Source organism: Daejeonella sp. (assembly GCF_036405355.1).
Lineage (GTDB): Bacteria > Bacteroidota > Bacteroidia > Sphingobacteriales > Sphingobacteriaceae > Daejeonella.
Window position 1 is genome coordinate 18,658 of record NZ_DASWXT010000025.1, and the last position, 17,718, is coordinate 36,375.

The 17,718-nt window shown below is 38.7% G+C and carries 17 protein-coding genes; 12 read left to right on the forward strand and 5 right to left on the reverse strand.

Going from position 1 to position 17,718, the window contains the following annotated elements:
- The first annotated feature begins 158 nt into the window (after window positions 1–158).
- Complete coding sequence (locus tag VGE44_RS02835) at window positions 159–2,120, forward strand: KUP/HAK/KT family potassium transporter (RefSeq protein WP_331076243.1); 1,962 nt, start codon at window positions 159–161, stop codon at window positions 2,118–2,120.
- Between the two features lie 170 nt (window positions 2,121–2,290).
- Here VGE44_RS02835 and VGE44_RS02840 read toward each other — a convergent pair whose 3' ends face one another.
- Window positions 2,291–3,994, reverse strand: a complete 1,704-nt coding sequence (locus tag VGE44_RS02840) for an amino acid permease (protein ID WP_331076244.1) — start codon at window positions 3,992–3,994, stop codon at window positions 2,291–2,293.
- Between the two features lie 76 nt (window positions 3,995–4,070).
- Here VGE44_RS02840 and VGE44_RS02845 point away from each other — a divergent pair, with 76 nt between their 5' ends.
- Window positions 4,071–4,727 (forward strand): phosphatase PAP2 family protein, encoded by a 657-nt coding sequence (locus VGE44_RS02845; protein ID WP_331076245.1) that lies wholly within the window; start codon window positions 4,071–4,073, stop codon window positions 4,725–4,727.
- Window positions 4,714–6,291, forward strand: coding sequence for a glycosyltransferase family 39 protein (locus VGE44_RS02850; RefSeq protein ID WP_331076246.1), 1,578 nt, complete (start codon window positions 4,714–4,716; stop codon window positions 6,289–6,291). Before VGE44_RS02845 ends, VGE44_RS02850 begins: the two co-directional genes overlap by 14 nt.
- Here the strand turns inward: VGE44_RS02850 and VGE44_RS02855 are convergent.
- From VGE44_RS02855 to yihA, 4 genes are all read right to left on the reverse strand, one after another.
- A complete protein-coding gene (locus VGE44_RS02855; protein ID WP_331076247.1) occupies window positions 6,273–6,941 on the reverse strand; it encodes a hypothetical protein in 669 nt (222 codons plus the stop codon). The genes VGE44_RS02850 and VGE44_RS02855 overlap by 19 nt on opposite strands.
- Before the next feature lie 78 nt (window positions 6,942–7,019).
- Window positions 7,020–8,735, reverse strand: a complete 1,716-nt coding sequence (locus VGE44_RS02860) for a M3 family oligoendopeptidase (protein WP_331076248.1) — start codon at window positions 8,733–8,735, stop codon at window positions 7,020–7,022.
- Between the two features lie 76 nt (window positions 8,736–8,811).
- Complete coding sequence (locus VGE44_RS02865) at window positions 8,812–9,672, reverse strand: 4-hydroxybenzoate octaprenyltransferase (RefSeq protein ID WP_331076249.1); 861 nt, start codon at window positions 9,670–9,672, stop codon at window positions 8,812–8,814.
- 70 nt (window positions 9,673–9,742) lie between these two features.
- Window positions 9,743–10,345, reverse strand: coding sequence for a ribosome biogenesis GTP-binding protein YihA/YsxC (gene yihA, locus VGE44_RS02870; RefSeq protein WP_324485585.1), 603 nt, complete (start codon window positions 10,343–10,345; stop codon window positions 9,743–9,745).
- Between the two features lie 152 nt (window positions 10,346–10,497).
- On the opposite strand from yihA, the gene ubiE reads away from it, so the two are divergent.
- The 9 genes from ubiE to uppS form a co-directional block, all read left to right on the forward strand.
- Window positions 10,498–11,229, forward strand: a complete 732-nt coding sequence (ubiE, locus tag VGE44_RS02875; protein ID WP_331076250.1) for a bifunctional demethylmenaquinone methyltransferase/2-methoxy-6-polyprenyl-1,4-benzoquinol methylase UbiE — start codon at window positions 10,498–10,500, stop codon at window positions 11,227–11,229.
- Window positions 11,226–11,969, forward strand: a complete 744-nt coding sequence (locus VGE44_RS02880; protein WP_331076251.1) for an outer membrane beta-barrel protein — start codon at window positions 11,226–11,228, stop codon at window positions 11,967–11,969. The genes ubiE and VGE44_RS02880 overlap by 4 nt, the downstream gene beginning before the upstream one ends.
- 602 nt (window positions 11,970–12,571) lie before the next feature.
- Window positions 12,572–13,327 carry an SDR family NAD(P)-dependent oxidoreductase gene (locus VGE44_RS02885; protein WP_331076252.1) on the forward strand — a complete coding sequence of 252 codons (756 nt, stop codon included), beginning with the start codon at window positions 12,572–12,574 and terminating at the stop codon, window positions 13,325–13,327.
- Window positions 13,328–13,429: 102 nt separating this feature from the next.
- Window positions 13,430–13,879 (forward strand): GatB/YqeY domain-containing protein, encoded by a 450-nt coding sequence (locus tag VGE44_RS02890; RefSeq protein WP_331076253.1) that lies wholly within the window; start codon window positions 13,430–13,432, stop codon window positions 13,877–13,879.
- 130 nt (window positions 13,880–14,009) lie between these two features.
- The gene (locus VGE44_RS02895) at window positions 14,010–14,768 is read left to right on the forward strand and encodes an alpha/beta hydrolase (protein WP_331076254.1); all 759 of its coding nucleotides are present in this window, start codon (window positions 14,010–14,012) and stop codon (window positions 14,766–14,768) included.
- A gap of 9 nt (window positions 14,769–14,777) precedes the next feature.
- Window positions 14,778–15,440: a CBS domain-containing protein gene (locus tag VGE44_RS02900; RefSeq protein WP_331076255.1), complete on the forward strand. Its 663-nt coding sequence runs from the start codon at window positions 14,778–14,780 to the stop codon at window positions 15,438–15,440.
- Window positions 15,441–15,449: 9 nt separating this feature from the next.
- The gene (locus tag VGE44_RS02905) at window positions 15,450–16,334 is read left to right on the forward strand and encodes an NAD kinase (RefSeq protein ID WP_331076256.1); all 885 of its coding nucleotides are present in this window, start codon (window positions 15,450–15,452) and stop codon (window positions 16,332–16,334) included.
- A 17-nt stretch (window positions 16,335–16,351) separates the two neighbouring features.
- A complete protein-coding gene (locus tag VGE44_RS02910; protein ID WP_331076257.1) occupies window positions 16,352–17,143 on the forward strand; it encodes a DUF6089 family protein in 792 nt (263 codons plus the stop codon).
- A 177-nt stretch (window positions 17,144–17,320) separates the two neighbouring features.
- A partial coding sequence (gene uppS, locus VGE44_RS02915) for a polyprenyl diphosphate synthase (RefSeq protein ID WP_331076258.1) occupies window positions 17,321–17,718 on the forward strand: 398 nt, incomplete at its 3' end.

The following is a 17,718-nucleotide window of genomic DNA, read 5'->3' on the forward strand; positions in this document are numbered from 1 at the left end:
CTTTTTTTTAACAATTTTTAACTAAAATTCCTTTCTATACGTTGCTTTGTCTTAAATGTTAGAATAAATTTAAAAAAAAATGACAAAAAATCAACATTATTATATTAGCAATAGGAATTTGATTTTATGATGTACTTTTGTCTTCTAAATTTTTCACTGTGTCGAATCTAAAAAATCTTCATAAGCTTTCTGCAGCCGGTTTATTAATCAGTTTGGGCATAATTTACGGCGATATTGGAACATCCCCATTGTATGTGTTTAAGGCGATTGTCGCCGACCGTATAATTACAAGCGACTTAATCCTTGGTGGCTTGTCCTGTATATTCTGGACACTAAGTCTGCAGACCACAATAAAATATGTAATAATTACGTTGCGTGCAGACAACAAAGGTGAGGGTGGAATACTTTCATTGTTTTCTTTGGTTAAAAAGAAAGGAAAATGGTTGGTTATTCCGGCTATGATCGGAGGCTCTGCATTGCTCGCAGATGGTATGATCACCCCTCCAATTACAGTTTCTGCTGCAATTGAAGGTTTAAGGATTTTTTATGCTGATATTCCGACCGTTCCAATTGTGATTGTTATTATTTCTTTATTGTTCTTAATCCAGCAATTCGGGACATTTATAGTGGGCAAAGCCTTTGGGCCGATCATGTTTGTTTGGTTCACTATGATGGCAGTTTTGGGTGTCTTTTACCTGATTCAATTTCCGGAGATTCTGAAAGCTATCAGTCCTTATTATGCTTATTCCCTGCTTTCATCTAACCCAAATGCCCTGTTTATTTTAGGAGCCGTATTCCTTTGTACTACAGGAGCAGAGGCTTTGTATTCAGATTTGGGTCATTGTGGTCGTTCAAATATTCGTATCAGTTGGATTTATGTTAAGACCTGTTTATTGTTAAACTATTTCGGCCAGGGAGTATGGTTATGGCAGCATCAGGGTAGCCGATTAGGCCCGGGTGACAATCCATTTTTCAGCATTATGCCGGAGTGGTTCCTTATCGCAGGGATCAGCATTGCAACAGCCGCTGCAATCATTGCCAGTCAGGCGATGATCTCAGGTTCTTTCACTCTGATTTCTGAAGCCGTGCGGCTTAACTTATGGCCAAAGGTTAAAATTAACTATCCAAGTAATCAAAAAGGGCAATTATATGTACCCTCAATTAATATTTTATTGTGGGTCGGCTGTATTGTGGTAGTTCTGATTTTCCGTGAATCCCAGAATATGGAAGGTGCATACGGCCTGGCAATAAATCTGACTTTCCTGATGACTACAATTCTGGTTGCAGTATTTCTAAAGCGCAGAAAATTCCCAAATTATATCATTATTATTTTCGTAACGATTTACGGATTGATTGAAATAGGATTTTTGATCGCAAATATGGCTAAATTCCTCCATGGAGGATGGTTTACCCTCCTGCTTGCATCCTTCTTATTGTCTATCATGTGGGCATGGTACTCGGCTAGAAAGATTAAAAACCGTTTTGTAAAATTCGTTGAGATTGATTCTTACTACCCAATTTTAAAGGAGTTGAGTGAGGATGAGTCTGTACCTAAATATGCTTCTCAACTGGTTTATCTAACCAGTTCCAATTTTAATTCGGAAATCGAATCCAAGATCATGTATTCGATACTTCAGAAGCAGCCTAAGCGGGCAGATGTTTATTGGCTGGTACATGTTGATGTTACTGACGAACCTTTTACAAGAGACTATAAGGTAGAGTTTCTGGTGCCGAATAAACTTATCCGAATCGATTTTAAACTCGGCTTCCGTGTTGAACAGCAAATTAATGTTCTGTTCAGGAAGGTTGTCGAAGAATTGGTAAGAAATAATGAGGTGGATATAACCAGTAAATATACTTCCCTGAATAAGTATAAGATCATTGGTGATTTCAGGTTTGTTGTTTTAGAGAAAGTCTTATCACGTTCAAATGTGTTAAGCTTTATCGATAAGTTCATCATGGACTATTATTTCATTCTGAAGAAATTTTCGCTTTCAGAAGAACGCGGTTTTGGCCTGGATATTAGTTTTGTTACTATCGAGAGAGTACCTCTGATTATTTCAACTCAGGACAACAGCGAGTTGACGAGATTGGAATTAGATCATGGTGAGGGTTCATGAGGGAGTATCAATGTTAAAAGCAGAATTGAATTCTAAAATTCATTGAAATATAAAAAAGGCAATTTTCAAGTCGAAAATTGCCTTTTTTTATTCATTCATTCATTCTTTCTTTAGAATTCTGAATCTAAATATTCAGCGTTTCGCCAGAAATTAATAAAATTTTGCTGATCTTATTGATTCAGATTGCTTTTGTGATAACTGTAGGAAAAATAAATAATCAGACCCAAGCCAAGCCAGATCAGAAACCGAAGCCAGTTAGTATATCCTAGTTCAGTCATCAGATATAAGCAGCTCAGCATACCCAGAACAGGAATCAGGGATAAATTTTTTCTGAACGAAAGTACAGCCATTATTATTGCTGCCAGAATGAACAGGAAATAAGGTAGTTTATCCTTATACACGTGCCAGTCGCCATTGTACTCAAATAAGGATAGAATGGGTTCTCTGAAACTTATAAAAATGACAATGAGCAAAGCAGGAACGATGTATTTCGAATTAACATATGGGATGCGGAAACGTTTACGGTTTGAATCATTTATTTCCTCTTTGGGAAGCAACAAGACTCCGGCGCAGACCAAAACAAAAGCAAAGAGAGTACCGATGCTGGTGAGGTCGGTAACCTCAGTAAGGTTCATGAATAATGCAGGCACAGACACGACAATTCCGGTGATCAGTGTCGCAAACCAGGGCGTTTTATATTTTGGATGAATACTCGAAAACTTCTTTGGTAATAATCCATCCCGGCTCATGCTCATCCAGATACGCGGTTGGCCCATCTGAAATATCAGTAATACACTTGCCGTTGCAATTACTGCACTTATAGATATGATATAACTGATATTGTCGAGTCCGACATTTTTGAAGACAAATGCCAATGGGTCTTCAACCTGCAGTTCTTTGTAGCTTACCATTCCGGTTAAGACCAATGCTACAAGGATGTACAGAACGGTGCAGATAATTAATGAGTAAATCATGCCTTTAGGCAAATCCCTTTGCGGATTTTTACATTCTTCGGCGGTCGTAGAAATGGCGTCAAAACCAATGTATGCAAAGAAAACTCCCGAAACTCCTTTCATCATACCTTCAAAACCATTTGGCAGAAAAGGACTCCAGTTTGCCGGTTGCACATAGAAAAACCCGAGTGCAATAACTCCGATCACCACAGCAATTTTCAGGAAGACCATAGCATTGGTCGCTCTTTTTGTCTCACGAATGCCTATATAAACCAGATAAGTAATTAAAAAAACAATGCCCAAAGCCGGAATGTCTGCTATGAATTTTAAGTTGCCCGATCCGGGGGCCGATTCCCATGCTCCTGCAGCATATTGAATCTTCGCACTGATCCCACTCAGATCTGTTCCGGCTGCCAGCACTTCTTTATACGCTCTTGAGGCAGAAAGATAATCCATGGTCAGATAGGCCGGTATATGGATATTGAAACCTTCGAGCAAATTCGTAAAATATTCACTCCAGGATATTGCAACTGCAATATTACCAATGGCGTACTCCATAAGTAGATCCCATCCGATTATCCAGGCAATTAGCTCTCCGAAAGAAGCATAGGCATAGGTATAAGCACTTCCTGCGACAGGAATTCTTGAGGCAAACTCAGCATAACATAATGCAGAAAATCCACAGGTAATGGCAGTGATGACAAAGAGAATACTTACCCCGGGGCCTCCGTTGAAGGCCGCATTTCCAATTGTAGAAAATATCCCGGCCCCAATTACTGCAGCGATACCCATCAGGGTAAGGTCTTTAACAGAAAGAACTCTTCTTAACTGCTGATCTTCGATTTCGGCATCCGAAAATCCCGCCTGGCGGTCTTTCATGATCAACTCAATAGATTTCTTTCTAAAAAGGTTTCTTGACATATTGTCGTTCAATTAGATTGGTTTAGCAATCAAACATAAAAATTATTTAGTTTTGAATTCGTATTCAAACCAAATAATGAAGAAAAGCCTCTCCGAAATCCTTTATCCTCAGCGATACTTTCTGATTCCGTTTTTGATACTGCTTCTGATCGGTTTTATTCTTTTGTTGCTGAATTCAAAAGCAGAACTGTTTTTATGGATAAACAGGCATCACAATAGTTTTTTTGATGAGCTTTTTAAACTAATTACTTTGTTTGGAGACGGCATAATGACGGTCATTGTGGTTCTGGTGTTACTGTTCTTTAAATTTCGTTATTCAGTACTTGCTGCTATCACATTTGCATACAGTTCCCTCGCAATCCAGGTGCTAAAACATCTTTTCAAATCCCCAAGGCCAGTTAAATATTTCGAAAATATAACATCAATCCGAACTATTGATGGTTATCCTGTACATGAATGGAATAGTTTCCCTTCTGGACATACGGCTTCTGCATTTACGCTTGCAGTGGTATTAACTTATTTGCTTCCCCATAAAAAACGACACTGGATAATTATTCCTTTAGCTGCCTTAACCGCATTCTCAAGGGTTTATCTTGCTCAGCATTTTATGGAGGATATAATTGCGGGGTCAATTATTGCTGTGCTTATGACCTTTCACATGATCTGGTGGCTCGAAAATACCAAATGGTATAATTCGTCAAAATTAGAAGGGAGGTTGTTTGGAAAGGCTTGATCTGAGAACTAAAGGTGTTCTCTTGTTTATTGTCAGTCTGATGCTGCTTCTGCAGAATCTGGATAAACCGATGATCTATATTCTTGATGAAGCCAAGAATGCAGAATGCGCCCGTGAAATGCTGGTATCAGGCGATTATATTATGCCCTATTTTAATGGACAATTAAGAACTGATAAACCACCGCTTCATTATTTTTTTATGGCCGCGGCTTATAAAATGTTTGGAGTATCGGCATTCAGTGCCCGGTTTTTCTCTGCTGTATTTGGGGCTTTAACCATACTGATCAGTTTTCTGTTCTGCAGAAAATATTTAGGGGAAAAGGCTGGCTGGCTGACTGCGATGGTTTTGTTATCCTCATTACATTTTAATTTTCAGATGCGGATGTCGGTGCCAGATCCTTATCTGATATTTTTTATGACTTCCGGTTTCATGTGCTTTTATGCCTTCCTGATCGAAAAAAGGAAGTTCTGGATCTTGCTGATGTATGTATGCTTCGGGCTTGGATTATTAACAAAAGGTCCAATAGCAGTGGCCTTGCCAGGCTTGATTATGCTGATATTCCTTATCTGGACAAAAAGATTTAACTGGGCAATAATCCGTTCGTTTCAGATTCCTGCAGGGATAATTATAGTTCTGCTGATCTCATTACCCTGGTATTGGCTGAATTATAAGGCAAGTAATGGGCTCTGGACCGAGGGTTTCTTCTTTAAACACAATCTTCAAAGGTTCTCTGACACAATGGAAGGTCATGGAGGCTTTTTCCTTCTGCCATTGATAATGGTAATCGCCGGCTTACTTCCTTTAGGTATTTTTTGCATTCAGGCGATGTTTCTTGCCTGGAAAAAGCGTGAGAATGAGGTTTTATTGTATTGCCTGAGCATTGTTCTTGGGATCATTATCTTTTTCTCATTTTCACAGACAAAACTCCCTAATTATACAGCTCCTGCATACCCTTTCATTGCAATTCTGCTTGGATTTTTACTATCGGAACTGGAAGGGCCGAATCTTTCAATGAAAAAAGTAAAATGGGCTTTTGGGTTTTATACAATAATAGCATTTGCCCTTCCTGCAGCTGTTTATTTCGGACTCAAGGCAGATAAGAATGTTCAGGATGCCGCAGGTGTCTGGATCTGGTTTATCCCCATACCGGCTGGAGTCTTGATGGGCTGGTATTTTATCCGGAAGAATGAAATCAGCAAATTTATACTCAGCATTGCCATCTCATTCATAATGAGTAATTTCCTTTTTTTTGCAAAAGCATATCCCCGGGTTTATGGGATCAATCCTGTGGCAGGCTCATTGGAACTGCTAAAAAACAAGCCGGATCTGGTTTATTATAAAATGATGAATTCAGCTTATATTTTTAATATGCAGCGATTGGTACCTGCAATTCAAACTCAGGATAGCCTCTCAATTTATCTCCGAAAGCATCCTGATGCTTTGGTGGTTTCACGGAAAGAATTTGAAACGGAAATACAGGCTGCAGGAAGGATGAATCTTATTTTTGAACAGAAGGATACCTTCGAGACCCCCATAACTGTAATTTACAAGTCGGTACGCTGAGCTCTTTTTATCAAAATTCTCAGAATAGTCAGGCCGATAGCCAACAGAACTACCATGATCAGCAATATCAAATATTTAGTATTATCAGGGCTGTCAGAATTAGGAGCCTGAATCGTATACTGGTCTGAGCTGCTTATAGTTTCATTGACCTCAATTGAATTAAAGAATTTCTCACGCTCTGGAACTGCGAATTCCTTATGAACATTCTCATGAAGAAATTCAAAAGTATAGGTAGCACCATTGGCATGTAAAATTCTGAAATCCCTTAACAAAACCCCGCTGCCAGTATCAATCTTTAGTGTAAAATCTTTAACTTTTAGTTCGCCAATCAGGTTATCTTTTTCATCTGTGATAATACCAGACTTTGAGGATTGCTTCACACTTTTAATGTAATTTTCGTAATAGTTCTTCAGATGCCTGTCCTTTTCAATGTCCGGTGTTATTTGGGGATTATCAGGGACTTTGAAGATTAGAATTGTTCCAAATGAGCTTCTGGCCACCAGGCTAAATTGCTGTTTGGTCTCCGTTTTGGTAAATCCCTTAGGAAGCCCAACAGAAACGGCATTGTCAATTCTAAAAGTATCCCAGGTTTGGGCCCGGGATAAGAAAGGAATCAAATATATTGCGAGCAGTATGATTAATTTTTTCATACTGAAAGAGATACAAAAAGTGTGCTACTCTTTTATTTTTTAACTCTCGTAAAAATCAGAAGCTGAGAATTCTCAAAATTACTCCAGTTTATCCAATTCTTTTTGTACAAAATCTGCCAGTTCTTTTACATATGCAGCAGTGAAGTTAAATTCGATTCCGGCAGTTTCATAGATTTCCTTAATCGTTTTTGTATAACCAAGCTTTAATGCATCCAGATAGCTGGAAAGCCCTTTTTCGGGATCTTTTTTGTAGTTTTTCCAGACTGCAATAGCTCCCAGTTGAGCAATTCCATATTCAATATAGTAGAATGGGACTTCAAAAATATGCAGTTGTTTTTGCCAAAGGTTTTCTAAAGCATGCGGATGTTCAGACCAGTCGGCGAAATTATTTCCAAATGGTTCAAATATTTTTGTCCATGCCTCTGACCGCTCTTCACTGGTATGATCAGGATTTGTGTAAATCCAATGCTGAAACTGATCTACTACAGCAACCCATGGGAGTGTTTTTAGGACATCTTTCAGCTGGTCTTTCTTTGCGCGAATCAGATCCTCAGAATTATCAAAGAATTTATCCCAATGATCCATAGAAATAAGTTCCATACTCATCGAAGCAAGTTCGGCAACCTCTGATGGAAGGTGTTTAAAGTCATTTAATTCAAGTCCAGCGGAAATGAAAGTATGAACAGCATGTCCGCCTTCATGTACCATGGTAGTCAGGTCGCGGAATGTTCCGGCAGAGTTCATGAAAATAAATGGGGCACCACTTTCTGCCAGCGGATAATTATAACCACCCGGAGCTTTACCTTTGCGGCTGTCCACATCGAAAAAGCTATTAGCTTTCATTATTTCCAACCTTTCGCCAATGTATGGACTCAGTCCCCGGAAACATTTAATAGACTTTTCAATTAATTCCTCACCATTGCTGAATGGTTTCAGAGCTGGCTTCCCGGAAATGTCAACATCCATGTCCCATGGTTTTAATTCATTTAAATTCAGTGCTTTGAGACGCTTTTCAGCCTGTATCTTTAAAAGTGGGACAATTTCCTTTTGAATAGCTTTATGGAAGTCATAACAGTCGGTAGGAGTATAGTCAAAGCGGCCCAGAGCCTGAAACATATAGTCCCTGAAGTTTTCAAAGCCGGCGTTCAAAGCAACCTGGTGACGAAGTTTTAATAATGAATTGAATAATTCATCCAGTTTTTCTTTGTCTTTCAGTCTTCGCGCTGTGATGGCTTCCCAGGCTTCCTGCCTAACATTGCGGTCGGTATCTTTCAGGAATACTGCAGCTTGTTCAAGGGTATATTCCTGTCCACCCAGTTTAACTGACATTGATCCGGTAATCCCTTGATATTTTTGCTGTTCGACCTGAATTTGGGTCAATAGGGGTATATTTTCTTCCCGGAATAGTTCGAGTGCCTTTTTTATCCCGCGAACATAGACATAGTATTTGGCCTCATCCAATTGTTCAGCAAAAGGACTCTGAATAAATTTTTTATTTAGTTCATTGTTGAGAGGCGCAATTTTCGGTTCGATTTCTGTTGCGAAAAATTGAAAGTCAGCCAATAATTTTTCATCTGTGGTATCGCAGGTCATGCGGATATATCTCCAGGCAAAGTCCTCTTCCAGTGCAGCTTCAATTTCACTTCTGTCACGGAGCCATTGCTCCAGGTCTTTAACCGAGTTTAAAGATCTGTTAATCAATTCATTAAATATCGGTTCAAGATTCTCCCATTTTATATTCAGTTCCGCAGGGATATAGGTTCTTGTTTTTTTTGAGATTTTAAGATCTTTCATTTGTTGTAATTGTATTTAACGGTAATTAAACATGCCCTGCTTGCACTGCTTGGAGGGGCAGGTTTCATACTAAAATTTATAATTGATTTCTCAGATAAGCATCCAATAAAAAAAATAGTGCAAATACTACTGAAGCAACTCCATTTGTTGTGAAAAAGGCACGATCTACTTTCGACAAATCATCCGGCTTTACCAGCTGATGCTGATAGACGAGTAACAAGATAAAGAAAAGGACTCCGGCAAGGTAAAACCAGGAGAGGTCAGTATACAGATAGGGCAGAGTCACAAATACAACGGCCAGAAAATGCAAAAAAGAGGATACCTTCAATGCATTCTTTTTCCCAAGCCAGGCCGGAATAGAATTCAGATTATTTTGCCTGTCAAATTCTTCATCCTGAAGCGCATAAATTATATCAAAGCCACTTACCCAGCATAAAACGGCCAGTGAAAAGTAAATTGGCAAAAGCGCAAATTCTCCTGTAACTACCAGATAGGCTCCGATTGGTGCAAGTGCAAGACCAAGGCCTAAAATGAGGTGGCAGAGAGGAGTAAATCTTTTGGTATAGCTGTAACCTAAAACTACTGCAAGTGCAACTGGAGAGAGGTAAAAACAAAGTTTATTGATCAGCAGGGTCGTCAGGATAAATAAAAGGCTGTTAGCAATAGTAAAGAGTAATGCTTCATTTGAGGTGATGCGCCCTGAAGGTATATCCCTGATTGCAGTTCTTGGATTCTGAGCATCGATATCCCGGTCGAGGTAACGGTTGAATGCCATAGCTGCATTACGGGCAAAAATCATACAGAGCAGCATCAGAAATAGTTTCAGCCAGTTAAACTCATGTGTTGTGGTAGTTACAGCAAGAAAAAAGCCTATAATGGCAAAAGGCATTGCAAAAACAGTATGGGCAAATAATACAAGGGAAAAGTATTTGTTCATTCAGTGTAACTGTTTTTTGTACTGGATTCTGAGAATATAGTTCTGTTTATATTGTTTTTTTAATCGATGTCTACCGTGTAAATTTCTTATTCAGGTCATTTATAAAATTCAGCAATTCATCACGGCCTTCCTGTGTTTCTGCCGAAGTAATATAATGCTGTGGCACCTCTTCAAAAATCTCGAGAAGGGCTTTTCTGAATTTTGCTATACTTTGATCGGTCTTTACACTCGATTGCTTATCAGCTTTTGTAAAAATCAGCTGGAAAGGCAGGCCGTTTTCACCAAGCCAGGTACAGAATTCAATATCAATCTTTTGCGGATCCAATCGGCTGTCAATCAGGACAAAAACGCATTGCAAATTTTCGCGGTTCCGGAGATAGAAGCTGATGAATTTTGACCATTCTCCCCGGTTACTTTTAGAAGTTCTTGCATATCCATATCCAGGAAGATCGACCAGCTGCCAGTTTTCATTGATCAGAAAATGGTTAATTAACTGGGTTTTACCGGGAGTTTGTGAGGTTTTTGCAAGCCCTTTTCGCTGTACAAGCATATTGATCAGCGAGGATTTACCTACGTTTGAACGACCAATAAAGGCATATTCAGGTAATTCAGGAGCCGGTAGTTTATCAGTTCTGGTATTACTGCATTGAAATTCTGCGCTTTTAATGATCATCCCGCAAAGGTAGGACATTGCTTGCAATGTTTAAAACCCATGATTTTAATTCAATCTGCAGAGCGTCATATTTTCGATGATTTTGATGAATTTTGATTGAAGGACTAATGTTGGCTGTAGACGCTTCCTTAATTCCATTATCTTTGCGCTGTATGTCAAAAACAGTAAGGCCTTATCAGGATTCAGATGCTACCAAAAAAGAACAGGTAGCGAGCATGTTTAATAATATATCAGGTACCTATGATTTTTTGAACCATTTTCTCTCAATGGGTATTGACAGGATATGGAGAAAAAAAGCGATTAAAGAATTGCTTGGTGATAAACCTTCATACATTCTGGACGTTGCAACCGGCACCGGTGATTTTGCATTTGAGGCGATAAAAATTCTTAAACCCCGAAAGGTAGTTGGGGTGGATATCTCTGCGGGTATGCTTGGAATTGCAGATCAGAAAATTGTAAAGCGGAAAATGCAGGATGTTTTTGAGGTTCGCCTTGGTGACTCTGAAAAATTATTGTTTGACAACGACTCTTTTGATGCGGTAACCGTGGCTTTCGGTGTTCGTAATTTTGAAGATCTGGAAAAGGGGCTGAGTGATATGCTGCGGGTATTAAAGCCCGGAGGAAAGGCGGTGATTCTGGAGTTTTCAAAACCGAAGGTGTTTCCGGTTAAACAAGGATATAATTTCTATTTCAAATATATAACCCCTGCAATCGGAAGAATTTTTTCAAAAGACAGAAGTGCATATACCTATCTTCCTGAATCAGTTGCTTCATTCCCTGATGGAGCGAGTTTTGATACTCTGATGCAAAAAGTTGGATTCAAAAATACGAAATACCGTCCGCTGACGTTTGGAATTTGTTCCATTTATACCGGTATCAAATGAAAAAAACTCTCATCCTGTGTATTTTTTTTATTTTTTCAATAAACAGATTAACTGCACAGGAGAGCTGGGGTGGAGGTGTTGACGGGGAACAACTGCATTTTGGTTTTACCTTTCAGTACGTTGCTTCAGAATTTAAAATATTAAAGAGGGCTGAATGGAAGGGTCCTTTTATCGATTCTTTTACTCAACTTCCAATGATAAACAGTGAAATGAGAAGCCTTTCATCTCCTGTTACTCCCGGATTTGGATTAGGATTTGTATCTGATTTCAGACTCGGAGATAATGCCAACCTGCGTTTTACTCCGGGAATGGTATTTGCTGATAGAATTGTTAATTATGAATATGCTGATCCGGCTTTTAACGTTCAAAAAAAGGTTCAGGCAACACTGATGGATTTACCTCTGGGAATTAAGTTAAAATCTGACAGAAGGAGGAATTTCAGAGCTTATATGATTGCCGGGGCAAAATATTCAATAGATATTACCTCAAAAAAGAAAACAGATGACCTTGCTTTGAGTCCTGAAGCAAAATACCTGAAAAACAATAAAAATACCGTTTGGTATGAAGCAGGAGTTGGATTTGACCTCTACTTTGAATTTTTCAAAATGTCTCCTGAGATCAAGTTCGCTCAATCAATGAAAAGTGTACTCAGGGATGATGACAGACTTGAAAACCCCTATACTTCACCTATAGATAAGTTATTTATCCGCAATTTTCAGTTCAGTCTTTACTTTGAATAGGGATTAAGCTTAAGCTTAAGTGGTGATACCTTACTGGTAAATCGTCTTTAAATTACCTCTTATCATTACAATCGCTATCCCTCCCTTTCTTTAAAGCATCTCTCTGAAATTATCAACCAAAAAGGGCAATCTGTCATTCAACTAAAGACTAAAAATCAATGATTGCCCTCTCCGACAGTCTTTATTCAGCTTTTTCAATGCTTTTGCCTTACAAGCCATTTATCGAAAGTATATCTGTAAAAATTAACTAGTGTTCGTTTATGACATAGTCTGGTTGTACTTTAGTCGTCTATTAGTCGTATATAATTGTCACTGATACGACCAAAGTACGACTAAAATACGTCGAATATAAGATGAGTTTAAAAACTTGGATGTTTTTTGGGGCGAGCTTTCAATCTAGCATCAGCTAGGGGGCTGATACTTTTTTGGGGAAGATGTGGGAGTTTATCTCTGCTAAAATCGGGAGGTTCAGCTATGCATCTTAGCCACTTAATTACTTACACGATCATTGGTGAGTCATATATAAATCAAGGAGTTTTAAAGAGTAAAATATTGACTTAGCTTTTGCTTCAAATTCCTTAATTTCGGGTTTTCAAATAATTATGTCAAAAATAGCTTTAATAACCGGTGCTACTGCCGGAATCGGCGAAGCAAGTGCACGCCTCTTTGCTCAACAAAATTACGATCTTATTATTACTGGTCGCCGGACTGAACGTTTGGACGCTCTGGCTCAGGATCTGGTTAATGAATATGGTATACGGGTTAATACACTGACCATGGATGTGAGAAATAAAGAAGAGGTTGAAAAACTGGAGACTTTATCGGATGATTGGAAAAAAGTTGATGTATTGATTAACAATGCTGGTTTATCGCAGGGTATGGATCCAATCAATGCCGGAAGTACAACTGATTGGGAAGTGATGATCGATACCAATATCAAAGGCTTATTATATGTGACCAAAGTTGTTTCTAACTGGATGATCAAACGTAAATCCGGACACATAGTCAACCTTGGTTCAATTGCCGGAAAGGAAACCTACTTGAATGGAAATGTGTATTGTGCAACTAAACACGCAGTTGATTCCCTGAATAAAGCAATGCGGATTGATCTTCTGCCTCATAAGATTAAAGTAACAGGTGTGCATCCGGGAGCTGTGGATACAGAATTTTCACAGGTTCGCTTCCATGGTGATCAGGAACGTGCTAAAAAGGTATACGAAGGTTATGAGCCCCTGCATGCACAGGATATTGCCGAAACTATTTGGTTTGCAGTGTCCCGTCCTGCACATGTAAATATTAACGATATGATCGTGATGCCAACAGCACAGGCGAGTACTTCTCATCATTTAAAAGAATAGGGGGAGGGCATGTCTCCGGAATAAATGTAAAATTTACCTCCAACTAATCAGGATTGTGTAGTTTTGCATTAATCACTAACCAAATTAAAATCATTTCAGGAAATGCCTCTGCAACAAAATATTGATCAGGATATTAAATCCGCCATGCTTAGTAAGGATAGCACTCGTTTGCGTGGACTAAGGGCCATAAAAGCTGCATTACTGGTTGCCAAAACTGAAAAGGGCGCCCAGGAAGTGCTTACAGAAGAAGCGGAACTTAGAGTTCTGCAAAAACTGGCAAAGCAACGTAAAGAGTCTGCAGATATTTACCAGTCTCAAAATCGCCCCGATCTTTATCAGATAGAACAGGAAGAACTACAGGTCATTGAAGCCTACCTGCCAAAGCAATTAGACAAAGATGAAATTACTGCTTTTATTAAATCAATAATTTCTCAGACCGGTGCTTCAGGTATGAAAGATATGGGTAAAGTAATGGGCATAGTAAATAAGGATCTGGCTGGAAAGGCCGATGGCAAAACTGTTTCTGAGCTCGTAAAGGAGCTTCTTGGTTAATTAATAGATTATCCGGGGCTTAATTGATAATTAAGGCTTATTTTCTTTCTAATAAAATAAGTTTTTATATTGATTTAACTTTTAGACTTATACCTTAGCAGGTAAAAAGAAAAATGTACTTAAAGATTCTATGGAGTTCGAGATAAAAGAAGAAAACGGTTTTAAATACATTGAAGAGGGAGAAGGAGAAGTGCTCTTATTGCTTCATGGCTTAATGGGTGCACTTAGTAACTGGACTGATGTTGTTCAAGAATTTAAGAAGGAATACAGGGTGATCATACCCTTGTTACCATTATATGATCTTCCATTGCTTACTACAGGTGTAAAAACACTTGCCAAGTTTGTCCACAAGTTTGTAAAATATAAAAAGCTGAAGAATATAACTGTGCTTGGTAATTCCCTGGGAGGTCATGTTGGCTTAATATATACTCTCAATCATCAGGATGAGGTAAAAGCTTTGGTTTTGACCGGGAGTTCAGGTTTATATGAAAATGCTTTCGGAGGATCTTTCCCCAGGCGTGAAAGTTATGATTTCATAAAAGAAAAGGTTGAATTTACCTTTTATGATCCTGCTACAGCAACAAAGGAATTGGTTGATGAGGTTTACCAGATAGTGAATGACAGGATTAAGGTGATTAAGATCCTTGCGATGGCAAAATCAGCCATCAGGCATAATATGTCAAAAGATATTCATAAGATTAAGGTTCCTGTTTGCCTTATCTGGGGGAAAGATGATAAAATTACTCCGCCGGAAGTAGCGGTGGAGTTTAATCAGTTATTGCCCAATTCTGAATTGAACTGGGTCGATCTATGTGGCCATGCCCCAATGATGGAACGACCTATTGAATTTAATGCACATTTAAAAAGGTTTTTAGATCGTATATACTAGCAGAACTATATGTATGCACACGAACTCATATCGGATAGTATCCCAGCTTTAAGAACTTCTGATACCGTTCAGAAAGTGCATGAAAGGATGGCAGAATTTCGTGTGAATCACCTTCCGATAGTTAATGACAAGCAATTTTTGGGACTTGTGTCGGATCAAGATCTGGTTGAGGTTCAGGATTCAAATGCACCTGTTGGCAGTTTAAGCCTGGCTCTTCACAATCCTTTCGTATACGAAGAACAGCATATTTATGATGTTATTCGTATATTCTATGAGCAGAAATTAAGTCTGGTACCTGTTCTCGATTCTAATAAAAACTACAAGGGACTTATTTCCATAAATACCATGATGGAATATGTTGCCACAATTACATCAGTAAAAGAGCCCGGAGGGATCATTATTCTCGAGATTACGAACAGGAATAATTCACTGGCACATATTTCACAGATCGTAGAATCAGATAATGCCCAAATTCTGAGCTCTTATGTTCAATCATTTCCTGATTCAACTAAACTTGAAATCACATTAAAACTTAATCGTACAGATTTATCCTCTATTATAGCTTCTTTTCTTAGATATGATTATCATGTCAAGGCTACCTTTAATGATACTAAATCAGATGATGGTACTTCAGACAGATATGATCAGCTAATGAACTATCTCGATATCTAAAAGCACAACATGAAGATTGCAATTTACGGCAGGCAATTCAATAATACTGTATTACCACATGTTCAGCAGGTTTTCGACAGCCTTGCAGAACATGCTGTTGAAGCCTTTGTCTATGATAAATATAATCACTTCATATCTGGCAAAATATTTTTTCCGAGGAAGTTCCAAATCTTTAGAAACTCTCAGGATCTGATTGATGCTAAGGTAGATGTAATGATCAGCCTGGGAGGTGATGGTACATTGCTCGATACTGTTACCCTTATTCGTGATTCAAATATTCCGGTTATCGGGATAAACTTTGGGCGCTTAGGGTTTTTAGCCAGCATCAACAAGAGCGATATTGCAAATGCAATGATTAGTCTGGTTAACAAGGACTTTACGCTGGATAAACGGGTTCAGCTTTGTATAGAGTCAGAACTGAAGCTATTTGGAAATGAAAATTTTGCTTTGAATGATGTAACCATTCATAAACGGGATACCTCGGCCATGATGATTGTGCATGCCTATCTCAATGGAGATTTTTTGAATTCCTATTGGGCAGATGGTATTATCGTAGCTACACCAACAGGATCAACAGCTTATTCTCTGAGTTGTGGTGGTCCGATTATATTCCCGGGTTCCGGAAATATGGTCGTTACCCCGATTTCTCCTCATAATCTGAATGTTCGGCCAATAGTCTTATCTGATACTAATATTCTTTCTTTCGAAATCGAAGGCAGGAGTTCTAAATACCTTCTGACCTGTGATTCCCGAACAGAGGTGATCGATACATCCATAAAAGTTAAAGTGAAAAAGGCTGATTTTGGGATCAATTTGATCAGACTAAATAATGAAAACTATTTATCTACGTTAAGGAATAAATTGCTCTGGGGAATTGATACCAGAAATTATTAAGAACAGCTTCTGCATTCATGCGTAGATTAGTACTCGTCATTATATTGCTTTCCGGGAGCTTCATTAGCTCAGCTCAGACCTGGGAATTTGGAGGTTTTTTAGGAGGCGCGGGTTATATGGGAGATATTAATCCTGTTAAAGCATATAAACTGACAGATCCCGCCTTCGGTGTTCAGGTCAAGCGAAATTTTGATGGTTACTGGTCCGCAAAGCTGAATTATATGCACGGTAAGGTTCGGGCGAGTGATGCGGCTTCTTCCAGTACCTATCAGATTGAACGGAATCTTGATTTTCATTCCCCTGTGTCTGAGCTATCCATGCAGATAGAATTCAATCTGTTCAGATATATGGCTGGTGCGGATTTTGGTTATGCAACCAGAAAGTTGAGTCCTTATTTATTTACCGGTATTGCCTCCTTTTCTTATAATCCATTAACTAATTATAATGGTGATGAGATTGAACTCCGGCTTCTTCAGACTGAGAATGTTGCTTACAAGAAGAGTGCAATCAGTGTACCTTACGGAGCAGGGGTAAAATATAATATTAGCGGAAATTGGACAATTCTTGCCGAGCTTGGTTATCGAACAGCATTCACTGATTATCTGGATGATATTAGTGGTAGTTATATTGATTTTAATGTTGTTTCTCCGGCGAGTTCTTTAACACAGGCACTGGCTGATCGCTCGATCCCTCCACAGATTGGAACACCGGGGACACAAAGGGGTGATTTCAGGCCAAGAGATACGTATATGTTTGCGGGTGTTGGACTTACTTATACCTTCATCCCGATTAAGTGTCCTACCTTTTAAGCTTTTGGGCCATTAAAAACAATTCATTACAAATGAAAATCTGTTTTATTTCTAGTAGCAGATTAACGCAATTAAGTCATAACTTTGCATCGCGAAATTTTGGAACAATTTTTCGGGATATTCATTGGATATCATGCAATTAAAAATTGTTCTGGTTTTGAATGTTAAACTTATTAAATGAGCCTGATTGAACAGATAGACAAGGATAAATTGCCACAACATGTAGCAGTGATTATGGATGGAAACGGCCGTTGGGCAAAAGAAAAGGGAAAACTGCGGGTATTTGGCCATCAGAATGGAGTTGTTGCCGTTCGCGATACGGTAGAAGGTGCAGTTGAACTGGGTATCAAATATCTGACACTCTATGCATTTTCAACTGAGAACTGGAACAGACCAAAGCTTGAGGTAATGGCTTTGATGGAACTGCTTGTTTCAACTATAAGTAAAGAAACTAAAACTTTAATGGATAATGGGGTACGTTTAAATGCTATCGGAAACCTGTCTTCCCTGCCAGAAAAATGCCGTAAGCAATTAATGGAAGCAATAAAGAAGACCTCATTAAATACAAATTGCAC